Genomic DNA, 12,542 nt, shown 5'->3' with positions numbered 1-12,542 from the left:
AGCTTGTCGAGCAGGGGGATGTGGCCGGGGCGCGTGAGGCCTATCAGCGGGCGATCGACTCCGGCCACACCGAGGTCGCTCCGAACGCGCAACGTCTGTTGGCAAACCTTGTCGGCGATGACAAAAAGGTCCACGGCAAGTTGGGCAGCGAGCCGATTTAGGCAGGCCATCCCTCTCGCTAGAACGATGACCGGCGTGGTGGGCCGTTACGTCAGCAGGAAGTCAGCAAGAAATCCGGCGTCGCCCATCGTTAGGCGACCTCCGCCGGTGGTTGGCGGGCACGCAACAGCATTAGATGGCATCGGTTGAAACGCCGCAATCGACGAGATCAACATTCACACCGAAGAGGTCGCCGTAGACCAGCGGCACACCACCTAACCTGGCCGGCATGTCGGACGATCAGGTGACGATCACGCTCAGTCGAGACCAGGGCCCTTGTGCTCTCGCACTGGCTGGACAGGGTTATGGGCACGAGGTCGTTCGACAGCATCATCGACGAAGACCCTGCTGTCCGGTCCGTGCTTTACCCCATCAGCGGAACTCTCGATAGAGAGCCGCTCATCTTCGCCCGCGACTACGGCCAGCGGCTTGACGAGGCATGCGGACCCGTCAGGCCCAGATGTACTCCTCGGCGATCGCGCCGTCACGCCACTTGGCCACCGTGACCATGCGGCTTCCGTCCTCAAACTCGCCGATGACACAGGTCCACTCCCCGGACCCGAACGCGATGGGGTGGGACGTGATCCGGGGCGGTGTCCCGCCCGCCGAGTCGACGTAGGCCTTCATGGCGTCGATGTGCTGCTGGATCCCGTGAGTCGGTTCCTGACCCTTCCAGTCCACCAACACGTCCTCGGTGTGGTGGTGGGCGAACACGCCGTTCCAATCGGCGTTGTTCCAGCCCTTAAAGTCAAGATCATCCATTCCCTTGAGGTTGCCTTTGACGCGCTGGTCGTTCTGCATGAGGTCGCTCTTTCCCATAGGCGTGGTGAACAAACTCGGTGACCTCGCGCCCCGACCTGTCGAGGCTGCAGGCGGACCCAGAGCGATGGGACGTGCAAGCGCGATGGCCAGACGGCAAACTCCGAGGTTGACCCATACGTGACCCCAACCTGCCGCCAGGAGAGCACTACGAGCCAAGCCGGGCAGCGAACGGCTGCCGAGGCAGGGGAGGCTGGCCACGGCTGGGCGGGTGTCCCCTTAATCCGCTGGCCCGAAGGGTGCCGCGTGTAGCAGCGCCTGTAGCAACGATGACGGACGACTGCGCACGATCACGTGCTGCCGAGCCGCCAGGCATGATCGGGTCGACCGGAGATGAACGCGGCCGGGAGGCTGCCCAGGACTTACAAACGAGGGGTCGATGCCCCACCGGCGGGCGGCTGGCCAGGGGAACTACTCGGCGACGAAGACGCCCACGCCCGGCAGCGTCTCGGTCATCCCTTTGATTCGCAGCACTTGCATGGCTCGGTCGATCACCGGCTCCGTGACCCCGTAGTGCTCGATCACCCTGCTGACTCATGGCCCAGGGCGGCGTGCAGAGGTTTACCTCATCCGCGCGTGGGAACGGGACCGAAATGCTTATCCTGCTCGTTGTGCTTCTGATGGCGTGGGCGATCCTTGCCGTCGTTGGATTCGCCTTCAAGGGCCTGTTCTGGCTGTTCATCGTCGGACTCGTCCTCTTCGTCGGCACCGGCATCATCGGCTTGGTCACACGTCGCAGACCACGGCACTCAGGCCGCTCGACGGCGGGTGAGTGATAGGAGAGGTTGACCGGAAACCTGGATCCCGCCAACCGTAAGCAGTGGTCAGACCAACAGGCCAAGACAAAACCGCGCGGGTAGCTGCGGAAGCAAGCTCGACGCATTCGTGGAGGCTGCCCGATACCCGCGTTCGGGACGAAGCAGCCCGGCGAGGGGCATGACCCATGCGGACTCGGCCTGCTGGCGGCGCGAGCGCCGGCATCGGCCAGGCCGGCCGAGGCCCGACACGGTTGGGCCGCTAGGTCAGCAAGAAGTCAGCAAGAGGTCTGGCGTCATTCATCGCGGGGCGACCTCGGACGGTGGCCGGGGCGCATGCGACGGCATCGGACGGCATTGGTTGAGGAGCGACGGCAGGCGAGATCGACATTCACACCGAAGAGGTCACTGGTTCGATCCCAGTATCGCCCACCATCGAAGTAGCGGCAGAAGAGCCACCCTCGGAAGAGGGTGGCTCTTGCTAATTCCATCGTCAGTTGTCGTTGGGGGTCGGGCCCCGCTCGGAGCGGACGAGGCAGCCGGCGTCACGCGAGATGGTTGTACATGATCGGTAGGCTGCGGCGCATGACGATGCCAGAGAACGGGAAGCGACCTGCCGGAATCGTGGCCGGCTCGATGGTTGCCATCACGTTCGGTACCGTCTTCGTGTTGGTCAACAGCGCTGCCCTGCCCACTCCATGGCCCGTCGTCGTCCGCGTGGTCGGGCTGGTCGTGGCCGCTCTGCTCATCGTTGGACTCGTGCTCGTGGTCCGCGCGGCACCGCCCGCGACACGGGCGCCGGCATCCGGCTACATGGATCGTCGCTACTGGCTCATCGTCGCCCTGGAAGCGGGTGCGCTGTTCGGAGGCCTAGCCGTGATCAACGGCGTTCTGCACCGTTCGGCGGTGTCGGTCGCGTGGGTGGCACTGGTGGTCGGCGTGCACTTCTTCGGACTTGCCTGGATCTGGCGTATGCCCCTCTACCACTGGCTCGGGGCGGCGATGTCCGTCCTCGGCCTCGCCGGGTTCCTGATCTACGCGTTCGGCGGCGCTGCGGCGAGCGTAGGGCTGGTGGCCGGGGTCGGTTCGGGTGCGGCGCTGTATGTCACGGTCGGAGCGGTTCTGCGCCGGGCGTTGCTTGGCCGGACGTCTGTCGCCATCTGAGCCCCGCATTGCGCCTATCGCGTCCTCTCATCGGCTACGGCAGGGCGTCTCGTCAACGGCCTACCTGCCGCCGATTAGGTTGCTGGATCCGTCGCGCATCAGTTGGCGGACGAGTGTCCTGGACCTGTTGTCGGATCACAACTGTGATCCGACAACTGATGTGCGACCTAGCTCCGCCAGGTGATGTGCGACGGATGGTCTAGGAAACTGAGGTAGCGATCCGCGGTCGCTGGCCTTGCGGGCAGTGCCCCGCCGAGCTGGCCGTCGGGTAGTGGCTTTCGGCGCGGATCCGCCAATCTGGTCGTCAAGATCATGAGTGCGCCCCGACGTCGAGAGATCACGGAGGGTGGGGTCCGGCGGAGGTATGAGGACGAGCTTCCGGCTGGCGGCATACGCCACGTGCATCAAGCAAGAGCGGGTACTGCTCGCCCGTTACGAAACACCGGGCGACACTCGCTGGACCCTTCCTGATCGGTCCAGCCAGGCGACGACCACGGCGTGTGGCACGGTGACCGCGGCCAGGAGGGCGAACGTGGCGGGCAGGACTCCCGCGGTCCCGGTGTGGTGGGTGAGCAGGGCGAAGGAGATTAGTACGGCCGCGGTGGGGGCCGCGGCGTGCAGGGCGAATCGTCGTAGCGGTGGGCCCAGCCGACCGGCCCGCAGGTGGGCGGTGTTCGCCGGGTCGGCGCAGAGCAGTCGCGCGATGTGTCGGAGCGAATGCCACGCCGCGAAGTAGACCCCGAACGCCAGCGCGGGCGGGACGATCGCGAACACGGTGGCGAGGAGCCCGAGTTGGACGAGGCCGCGTCCGCGTCGACCGCGCACGTCCTGTACGGCGGTGATGGCCATCGCCGACACCGTGAGTACCAGGGCGGCGGCGCGTACCTCGGTGGTGAGCAGCACGGTGGACCCGGCGGCGACGCGCTCCAGCAGTTGGTCTACCTGGTCGCGCCACAGCACGAGTGGGAAGACCACCGGCGGAGCGCCATAGGCGAGGACGCCGTGCGGGCGTGGCGGCACCCGCCGGCCGTCCCGCTCGGCCTGGAACGCCTCGTCGCCGGTGCCGAAGTGCGCGATGGCGAGGACCAGGAAGCCCAGCAGGGCCGCGGCCGGTGCGGCGCGGTAGGCCAGTAGCCCGGTGCCGGCTGTGGCGGCATAGCCGAGCAGCAGGCTCACGCGTCGGCTCCACCGGCGTGCCTTCATCGAGAGCCAGGCGGGGATGAGGTGGTCGACGGCACCGTGTGGAAGCCCGAGCAGCAGCCCCAGCAGCGCCGGGAGCGGCGTGGACGCTGCTGCACCGGCCCGGGTGAGCAGGTGCAGGACGAGTACGGCGAGGAGCGCCAGGATGCCCGCGGTATCGGCGCGGAGCAGCACCGCCCGGCGCGGGTCGGCCCGGCGCTCAGGGCCGAAGTCGGGCCGGCCGAACGGGCGAGGCCGCCTGCCGTTGCTGGCCGAGCCGAACCCCGCCTCCGCGATGGGCTGGCTGCTCACGCTACCGCCAGCTGGCCACGGTCGGACATCGCGCGGAGCCGGCCCACGTCTACGATGCTCCAGCCAACCTTCATGAGGGCCGACAGGACGACGAAGAGGATCGTGCTGGTGTGCTCATCGACGATCTCGACTCCGGGCGGCCCCAAGATCCAGACCAGCGGGAAAGCGAGCCAGAGCAGGGACAGCAGCAGTGCGACGACGATGAAGTGGGCCGCCATCGGGGCGGGCTGCCGCTTGGCGTCGGCCCGTAGCGGCCCCCAGATCAGGCCCAGGACGAGCGCGAGCGCGGCCATCCCGATCCCGTAAATGGTGAAACGGGCCGCAGTGCTCGTCATGGCCTCGGCGACCGGCCCCGCGAGGATCATCGGGAAGGTCGGCACGATGAGCGCCGCCACCAGACCCACCCGCTTTTCGGCGATGGCGTGCGTGGCCGTGAGGACGAGAGAGAACACCAGCAGCGGTGCGGTGACGATCCAGTCGGCGTAGTGCGTCCAGTCCAAGGTGTGCTCTGCCGTGTTCGTCCGGCCAGCGTCGAGCGCCGCGACGACGTGCCAGATTGCCGACCACGCCAGGATGACGAACACCCCCCGGTACTCGGACTGGGGGATTCCTTTCGGGTTGCGGCTCCACCGTATGAACAACAGCAGGGTGGCGGCGCACAGGATGACGTACGACCACAGCCACCACTCGGACACATGTGCTCCTCGACCTCGACGGGCGTACGGCGTTAGCGGCATCTGGTGGTCAGACACCGCCGACCCGGCATGTGCTCGCTGGCGGCATGCCGCTACCCAGCGGGTACGTCGGCGTTCCTTTTCAAGCCGAGTGTCTCCGTATTGGCGAGTTTATTCCGGCTTGGGACTATCATCAGGATTTAGTCCATATTTGGGGGCCGGCGCGGTAGGTTCGGTCGATCTGCAAACGGGCTGCGATACGGACCACGCCTGGCGGCGTTGCCGGTTAGTCCCGGATACGACGCTGGGGAATCCGGATGAATCACCGCCTTGCCGGATCGCCGCCCGGACTCCCCTCGCTCTTCGTCCCACTGCAAGCCGGAGCACTCGCCCACCCCACGCCGGTACCGGCAGCCAGCGCGACGAGTGAGCGGTTACTGGGCGGGCACCGCTGCGAGGAGTCGAGGTAGGTCGTCACGGCTGATGGTCATGTCGTCGGTGTCGGTCCGCCGCCCTGGCGGCAGGCGGACACCTTCGCCTGGGTTGGACATGGGTGACGCTTCCCGCTAGCCGGGTGGTGACGGCGGCTCGGGCGGGCGTCTGCCGGCACGGGCTGCGTCGGATATGGCGATCCCGGTCAGAACGAGGGCAGCAGCGGCGGCGACCACGACTGGCGGCAGGGGGAGCATCGCCGGTGCCAGGGCGGCCAGCGCAAGGACGCCGATCGGTCGGGACCGGGACACGCGGCCGAATACCGCGTGCTCGAAGCGGGCGCGCCCGGCCAGATACAGCGCGGGTCCGCCGAGGATGACGGCGATCCAGGCCGGTGGGGTGTGTCCGAGCGGATGGGCGATGACAAGTTCGTCGCCGACGGCTGCCGCGACCACGCCGGCCACCATGGCCAGGTGGGCGTATGACGCCGATCGGGCGAGGCGGACCGGGTCGGCAGATACGGCAATCGCTTCCGCCAGGACTTGCCCAGCGCGGTATATGTAGATCCGCCACAGCAGCACGGTGGTCGCCATCGACACGGCGAACGCGACGGCCCCGTGCGGCGCGAAGCCGCTGCTGCTCAGCGCCAGTCCGGTAACCAGGATCAGCTCGCCGAGCGCGATGATGAAGAACTGCCGGTAGCGCTCGGCCAGGTGCTCGCCCGAGATCACAAGGTCTTGGCTGGGCGTACGGCCCGCCCCCGGGGTGGGGAAGCCGATCCTGCCTGCCGTGTGGTCAAGGACCACCGCGAGTGCCCACAACGCGCCACGCGCCGTACCGTGCACGAGCGCCCCCGCGATCCACGGCAGCGCCGACAGGCCGTACCAGAACAGCCCGCGCACGCCGGTGCGCTGCAACTCGTGGCCACGCAGAACGGCCACGAGGACGAGCCCGCGGCCGAGTTGGATGGCGACGTAGGCACCCGCGAAGATCAGGCCCGTGTCGCCGAATGCCTCGGGCACCGCGGCCGCCATCACCAGGCTGCCGACCATGGTCGCGATGACCAGCGCCTGGATTACCGGTCGGTGCGGGTCCGTCCGGTCGGTTAGCCACGCGGTGCTGGACCAGACCCACCACATGGCCCCCAACAGCACCAGCGTCCGGAAGGCGCCGCTCCACCCGAGATCCTCGGCCAGGCCGCGCGAGAGCTGAGCGAGCGCGAGGACAAACACCAGGTCGAAGAAGAGCTCCAGGAACGTGGCCCGCTGCGGATCCCCGGCTTTCCGCACCAGCCCGGCGGCCTTGCTCGTCGTCATCGGCTCGCCCGTTCTGCCAGCCCTGCTCTAGATTTGGGGGCATTCTGACATGCGGCAGCGGCGGTGACCGCGGACGCGCTGCCGTGGACTGGATCGAGCGACCCGCGTTACACGGACGGGCGACGGCCGAGGCCGGTGAGTTCCTTCCATCCGTCGCCGCTGGATCGGATCAGCTCGTCGACCTTGGCCAAGCGTCGGGGCGGTGTTACGGAGGACGGAGCGTCACCCAGGTCCTGATGCCGATATGTCCCGCAGGACGTCCGCTCATAGCCGATGTGCGGGCGTTCATGTCTCGGCACCGGCCCGGCTCCCAGCTGGGAAACGGGAAGGCGGCCGGGCTGGATCCTTGCTGGCTGGATTCCCTCAGGTCCGTCACGTCGGTTCCACGGGTAGCCACAGCTCGCAGGTCGCGGTGCTGAAGTCGTCCGCGCGCTTGAGGATCGCAACCATCGAGGGACCCGGCCGCAGACGCCACGGGTTGGAGGGGGAAACACTCGGCCGCGGTCGCGGCCCAGGTGTTCTGCAGGGCCTGGGATGGGGTCCGGTTCAAACTGTCGGTGAGTGACGATCGGCGCGGACGCCAACGGACAAGCCTGGACGCTGACGGACCATTTCGGCAGCCCAAGGGCCGGGAAGCAGCAGCTCAGAGAACCGTGTTGGTTGCCTGGGGGTCAAGCAGTCGGAAGTCGGCCTTCACCTCTCACACGTAGTCACGCCAGAAGGTCACAGTCACCCTGGGCTCTCGGAACTCCTGATCGATGTAGTGGGCGAGGTCGTGGCCATACACGATGGTGTCGGTCAGTTGGTGGATGGACAGCACGGGATGCCCGAAGGAGCCGCGGCCGGCCGGCAGGTAGCGGTGGGCGTACACGGGAACCATCCGGGGAACGTCGGCGAGAAGGCGCTTCGCCTTGGCAATGCGCCGGACGAGGTCGTGAGGGCGATTGCCCCACCCGGGTGGCCACTCGCCGTGCTGGATGTCGTCGAGCGCGGTTGTGAGCGGCCAGTCAACCTGCTCTTGCAGGGTGGTGGAGTCGAGCTGGCGCCAGTTTGGCCAGCCCCAACTTGCCTTGTGGGGATGGTCATCGTGGCCAGGTGTCCAGACTGGCAGCCCGGCCGCGAGGAAGGCGCGGTGGTCGTCGGCGAACTCGAAGCCGAACCGTCGCTCGATGCTGACGAACTCGGCGTCGGTGAGCCCTGGCTGGATGTCCACCAGGTCCAGTTGTGCTAACCGCCGGGTGGCCTCGATACCCAATGCGACACCGGCACCATTCGTCACCGGAGAAGCGTAGCGACCTGGCCGCCGTGCGCATGCGGGGTGACGGGAGGCGCGGGAGCAGCAGAGAGGCAACGAACGAGAAGGCAACCGATAACACTGGACGTGGCTGGAGCCCGAACAACGTGCATGGATTGACGGTTTCTGGCAGCAGACGACAGCCGTCGGTGCTCCGCAGCCGCGTTTACACCGCAGGCGTCAGCGTTCGTGGTTTGCGCTGGTCAAGCGGCGATGCCCTCAACTGTCGATGAGAGTGCGCCGTCCGGAATACGGCCAGAAAGGGGCCGCAGGGGCGATCAGCGCGTGGTCGACGCCCAGCTCGCCGACCCCGCCTCCCAGTGCTCGGCACCAGGACCAAAATGGGTGGCCTCGCCAGCCCGCCCCGCCCTACCTTGTAACTGGATCTTCTTCTCTGACCCACTCACGAGAGGACTTCACCCCGCGTGACGCCGCCTGCTCTTTAGACCTGACACCTTCCCGTGCATCGGTCGCCGACGTCGCCGTCGGCTCTTTTCCCATGCCTTCCGTCAGGTCTTTAGAGGGATCATGTCTACGCGTCCTCATATCGTCTACTCCGGCAACTCCTCAGCCCTCGTCGCCCGCGTCCTTCTCGACCCGCTGGTTGCGAGGCGCAAGCGGTTCGCCCTGGAGTGGGACTCATGCTGGGAACTGCTCGCCCCATCCCCTCCCGAGCGCCCCTCGCCCGTCCAGGTTTCGGTCATCTTCGACGACCTCGCGCCCCTTCGCCCCGAACGGCTCATTGCCCATGGGGCTGGGTATCAGCCACGGGGAGACCGCTCGCTGCGTCAAGATCGGTATTTCGCTGAATCGCAGAACTCGCGGCGACTTCTCGTTCGTCCTGCTATGAGCCGCCGCCCTAGGCGTGAGCAGGGGCGAGAGGCAAGGTGGCCTTGCCCCGGACTGCATCACGCGGCGGTCCGCGCGCGGTCGCTCATGACCGGGCGTGAACGAAGGTCAGGGCCGGGCCGATACCGGCGACGAAGGTGAACCCATCTGCCGAATAGCCGGCGTCTTCCAGGTGCGCTTGCCAGGAAACTCATCACAAGCGCCTTCCTCCGGCGTTGTGGTCCGCTGTAGCAAGCTGCAGAAGACCCAACCAGAGCTGCCGGAACAGCTGTCCGGGCAGCGGGTGACGTGTTCGTCGGGGTCGGCCCCTGAACAGGGCCGACCCCGACGGGCTGCTCAAGGGGTGACGTCGTAGACCAGCTTCTGGATTCCGTTGGCGTATGACGCGCTCTCGATGAGCTTGAGGTTTTGTTTGTCCTTGTCGGTGTCGCTGAACAGCCGCTTGCCCGCGCCGAGCAGGACCGGGAAGACCAGCAGGTGGTAGCGGTCGATCAGGCGGGCATCGGCCAGGTTGCGGTTCAGGGTGGCGCTGCCGTGGATGATGATCGGCCCGCCCTCGGTCTTTTTGAGTGCGGCGACCTCGTCCAGTGATCGGAGGATGCTGATCTCGCCCCAGTTGGACACCAGGTCCTTCTCCTGCAGCGTGGTCGACACGACGTACTTCGGCATCGCGTTGTAGCCGGGGAACTCCGCGGTCATGTTCGGCCACACCGGGGAGAACGCCTGGTAGCTGACCCGGCCCAGCAGCATGGCAGTGGCCTCGTCCTGCTCACGGCCCTTAATCTCGTATGCGGCCTCGTCGAACTCGATGTCTTTGAAGGTCCAGCCCGAGTTGCGGTAGCCCGGTTCTCCGCCGGGCGCCTCGATGACGCCGTCGAGCGAGACGAACGCGGTGGCGATCAGGGTGCGCATTGTTAGCTCCTTGGTTGGTCTGAGGTGCATTGTTCGTTACGGGGTCGGCGGTGTCGCCGGTTCCGCATCGGCGGGGTACCGGCGGAATTCGACGGTGTTGCGGTCTGGGTCCTGGACGTAGAGGGAGACGGCCTGGCCTCGGGCGCCGGGCCGGCTCACCGGCCCGGGCCGGCGACGGTCCATGGCTGCCGCTCCCGGCCCTGTCCGGTGGGGCCCCGGTGACGCCCTTAACGATTCGCGAACCAGCCACGCCGACCAAACCATGATCGGACTACGATCGTTGACTCGGATTCAACGAAGGAGCGGCGGGATGCTGGAGCGACACGAGATCGAGACGTTTCTGACGCTCGCCGACGAGCTGCACTTCGGCCGTACCGCCGAACGCCTGCGCGTGACGACCGGCCGGATCAGCCACGTCATCAGGAAACTGGAGCGGCGGATCGGGGCTCCGCTGTTCGAGCGCACCAGTCGCGTCGTCCGCATCACGCCCATCGGCCGGCAACTCGCCGACGACCTGGCCCCGCTCGTCGAACAGATGGACACGGCCCTGCGCCGGGCGGTCGAGGCCGGCCGCGGCGTGACCGGCCAGCTGCGGGTAGCGTTCCTCGGCGAGTACCTCGCGCCGGTGCTGCTCAAGGCGGTCAAGCTGTTCACCGCTCGGCATCCCGACTGCGACGTGGACGTGCGCGAGGTGCAGCTGTACAACTCGCGGGCCAGCCTGCTGGACGGCTCGATCGACATCCTCGTCGCCGCCTACCCGTTCGACGGCATGGCCCGCGGGCCCGCGCTGATGGTGGAGCGGCGCGTGCTGGCCGTGGCCGCCGCGCACCCGCTGGCCGGTGAGGAGTCGGTGTCGCTGGAGGTGCTCGCCGACCACCCGGTCGTCCAGTACCCGGCGATGACCTCCGCCGAGTTCAAGCGCGACCGCACACCCGAGCACACACCGGCCGGCCGAGCCGTCCCCAAGGGCCCGCACGGCAAGACCTTCTCGGAAATGCTGTCACTCGTGGCGCTGGGCCGGGGCGTGCTGCCGGTGGGCGAGCAGACCGAGCGTTACCACCCGCGCCCCGACATCGTGTACGTGCCGATTTACGACGCCCCGCCGATCGAGCGGGGACCGGTCTGGCTGGAGGCGAACACGACCGCCCGAATACAGGAGTTCGTCCGGGCCGCGACGGATGCCAACGCTCCGGTCCCAGCGTCGGCCGTGCTGGACTAGCTCGCTCGACCCGTCCTGCATCCTCAGCCCAGGGCATCCTCGTCGGTCCGCCGGCTGACTTGGGCCGGCTCCGCGACGCCTGACTTGGGGGGTGCTCGGGTCGTTTACGGGCCGGTCCGGGCGGGGGGAGCCCGTCGGATGGCCGCCTCACTAGACGGTCAGTGGAGACGGGCCCGCAGTTCGGCGATCCGATCCGCCGCGGCGATGAAGCCGGCGGTGTCGAGTTGGCCCCCGGTCTGGGCGTTGACCAGGGCGGCGGTGGCGGCTTCGCCCTGGCTGACGTCACGGGCGGAGCACAGGATGAGGTCCATGCCGGCGGTGGCGGCGGCGACCGCGCGTTGGCCGGTGTTGCCGTAGGGAGCCAGCGCACCGGCTTCCAGGGCGTCGGTGACGGTCACCCCGGTGAACCCGATGCGGCCGCGCAGTTCCTGCTTGACCACTGTCGGCGACAGGCCGGCAGGGCGGTTCGGGTCCAGCGCCGGGTAGATGGCCCAGGACACCATGACGAGGTCGACGCCGACGGCGGCTGAGTACGGGAACTCGTCGGTGCCGCGCAACGTGGCCAGCGACTGCGACAGGGTGACCGGCCGGGTGTCTGTGTTCTGGGCCGTTGCTGCCCATCCCAGTCCGGGGAAATGCTTGGCGGTGGCGGCCACGCCGGTGCGCTGCTGGGCGGTGATGAAAGCGCGTCCCAAAGCCGCGACGGTGTCGGGGTTCGCGCTGTAGGAGCGCTGGTACTGGTCGATGAAGTTGCCCGCGGTGGAGTAGACGTCGAGAACCGGGGCGAGGTTGACGTTCATGCCCACTGCGGCGAGGGTGCGGCCGGCTCCGGTGCCCGCCGCGGCCGCCGCGGCCACCGGATCGGCGGACTGGCCGATCCGCTTCTCCGACAGCGCGGGCGCCCCCGGCAGCCGTCGGATCAGGCCACCCTCCTGGTCGACCATCAGCAGCAGCGGCACATGGACCGGGCTTTGCGCCTGGGCCAGTCGCAACTGGGCGATCACCGAGGTGATCTGGGCGGTGCTGGCGATGTTCTCCCCGAAGAAGATCACCCCGGCGGCCTCACCGGCGCGGATGATCCTCATCAGGCTCGCCGGTGGTGTCAACCCGGGGTAGGAGTAGATGATCCGCTGCCCGGCCAGTTGCCACCTGGTCAGGCCGGCCGACCTGGTCGGCGCGGGCACGGACGGTACCGGCGCGGGTGGCGTGCCCGGGGCCTTCGTGGGCGGCGGCTCGGTCGATGTGGACGGCGATGCCACCCGTCCGCCACCCGACCCGCCGGGCGCGGACCAGATCGAGCGTGCCGGATCAGGGTTGGCCGGCCCGGGCGTGGGGGCGTGCGAGGACTGGCAGGAGACCATGGCAAGAGCGAGAGCCCCGGTCGCCAGAACGGTGGGAAGCTTCGCCGCTGAGTACATGACCACCTCCGCGTAGCCGGCACCGATCCCGGTGCGCCTG

The 12,542-nt window shown here is 68.0% G+C and carries 10 protein-coding genes and 1 pseudogene; 3 read left to right on the top strand and 8 right to left on the bottom strand.

Going from position 1 to position 12,542, the window contains the following annotated elements; translation table 11 throughout:
• Positions 1-609: 609 nt before the first annotated feature.
• Positions 610-960 (bottom strand): hypothetical protein, encoded by a 351-nt coding sequence (locus FXF52_RS06435; RefSeq protein WP_148794336.1) that lies wholly within the window; start codon positions 958-960, stop codon positions 610-612.
• A gap of 429 nt (positions 961-1,389) precedes the next feature.
• A pseudogene (locus FXF52_RS43990) lies at positions 1,390-1,503 on the bottom strand (GntR family transcriptional regulator); the annotation flags it as partial.
• 68 nt (positions 1,504-1,571) lie between these two features.
• Here FXF52_RS43990 and FXF52_RS06425 point away from each other — a divergent pair.
• Positions 1,572-1,754, top strand: a complete 183-nt coding sequence (locus FXF52_RS06425) for a hypothetical protein (RefSeq protein WP_148794334.1) — start codon at positions 1,572-1,574, stop codon at positions 1,752-1,754.
• Between the two features lie 564 nt (positions 1,755-2,318).
• Positions 2,319-2,897, top strand: coding sequence for a hypothetical protein (locus FXF52_RS06420; protein WP_148794333.1), 579 nt, complete (start codon positions 2,319-2,321; stop codon positions 2,895-2,897).
• Between the two features lie 432 nt (positions 2,898-3,329).
• On the opposite strand, the gene FXF52_RS06410 is transcribed toward FXF52_RS06420, so the two are convergent.
• The 5 genes from FXF52_RS06410 to FXF52_RS06385 form a co-directional block, all read right to left on the bottom strand.
• Positions 3,330-4,388 carry a Brp/Blh family beta-carotene 15,15'-dioxygenase gene (locus tag FXF52_RS06410; RefSeq protein WP_187413350.1) on the bottom strand — a complete coding sequence of 353 codons (1,059 nt, stop codon included), beginning with the start codon at positions 4,386-4,388 and terminating at the stop codon, positions 3,330-3,332.
• Positions 4,385-5,083 carry a bacteriorhodopsin gene (locus FXF52_RS06405; protein ID WP_187413349.1) on the bottom strand — a complete coding sequence of 233 codons (699 nt, stop codon included), beginning with the start codon at positions 5,081-5,083 and terminating at the stop codon, positions 4,385-4,387. Before FXF52_RS06405 ends, FXF52_RS06410 begins: the two co-directional genes overlap by 4 nt.
• Positions 5,084-5,628: 545 nt before the next feature.
• Positions 5,629-6,810: a low temperature requirement protein A gene (locus FXF52_RS06400; protein WP_148794329.1), complete on the bottom strand. Its 1,182-nt coding sequence runs from the start codon at positions 6,808-6,810 to the stop codon at positions 5,629-5,631.
• Between the two features lie 700 nt (positions 6,811-7,510).
• Complete coding sequence (locus FXF52_RS06390) at positions 7,511-8,089, bottom strand: hypothetical protein (RefSeq protein ID WP_255471768.1); 579 nt, start codon at positions 8,087-8,089, stop codon at positions 7,511-7,513.
• A gap of 1,200 nt (positions 8,090-9,289) precedes the next feature.
• A complete protein-coding gene (locus FXF52_RS06385) occupies positions 9,290-9,865 on the bottom strand; it encodes a dihydrofolate reductase family protein (protein WP_148794327.1) in 576 nt (191 codons plus the stop codon).
• A gap of 310 nt (positions 9,866-10,175) precedes the next feature.
• On the opposite strand from FXF52_RS06385, the gene FXF52_RS06375 reads away from it, so the two are divergent.
• Positions 10,176-11,084 (top strand): LysR substrate-binding domain-containing protein, encoded by a 909-nt coding sequence (locus tag FXF52_RS06375; RefSeq protein WP_148794325.1) that lies wholly within the window; start codon positions 10,176-10,178, stop codon positions 11,082-11,084.
• Positions 11,085-11,242: 158 nt separating this feature from the next.
• Here FXF52_RS06375 and FXF52_RS06370 read toward each other — a convergent pair whose 3' ends face one another.
• Entirely contained in the window at positions 11,243-12,268 is a 1,026-nt protein-coding gene (locus FXF52_RS06370; RefSeq protein WP_222870433.1) for a glycoside hydrolase family 3 N-terminal domain-containing protein, read from the bottom strand.
• Between the last annotated feature and the right edge of the window lie 274 nt (positions 12,269-12,542).

This window comes from Micromonospora sp. MP36, from assembly GCF_008119785.1.
Lineage (GTDB): Bacteria > Actinomycetota > Actinomycetes > Mycobacteriales > Micromonosporaceae > Micromonospora.
The sequence above is the reverse complement of the archived record's forward strand: the minus strand, read 5'-3'. Positions and strand labels throughout refer to the sequence as shown.

Coding starts and splice junctions, on each gene's coding strand:
- FXF52_RS06420 (WP_148794333.1), top strand. CDS start 2,319: ATGACGATGCCAGAGAACGGGAAGCGACCTGCCGGAATCGTGGCCGGC.
- FXF52_RS06375 (WP_148794325.1), top strand. CDS start 10,176: ATGCTGGAGCGACACGAGATCGAGACGTTTCTGACGCTCGCCGACGAG.
- FXF52_RS06435 (WP_148794336.1), bottom strand. CDS start 960: ATGCAGAACGACCAGCGCGTCAAAGGCAACCTCAAGGGAATGGATGAT.
- FXF52_RS06400 (WP_148794329.1), bottom strand. CDS start 6,810: ATGACGACGAGCAAGGCCGCCGGGCTGGTGCGGAAAGCCGGGGATCCG.
- FXF52_RS06425 (WP_148794334.1), top strand. CDS start 1,572: ATGCTTATCCTGCTCGTTGTGCTTCTGATGGCGTGGGCGATCCTTGCC.
- FXF52_RS06385 (WP_148794327.1), bottom strand. CDS start 9,865: ATGCGCACCCTGATCGCCACCGCGTTCGTCTCGCTCGACGGCGTCATC.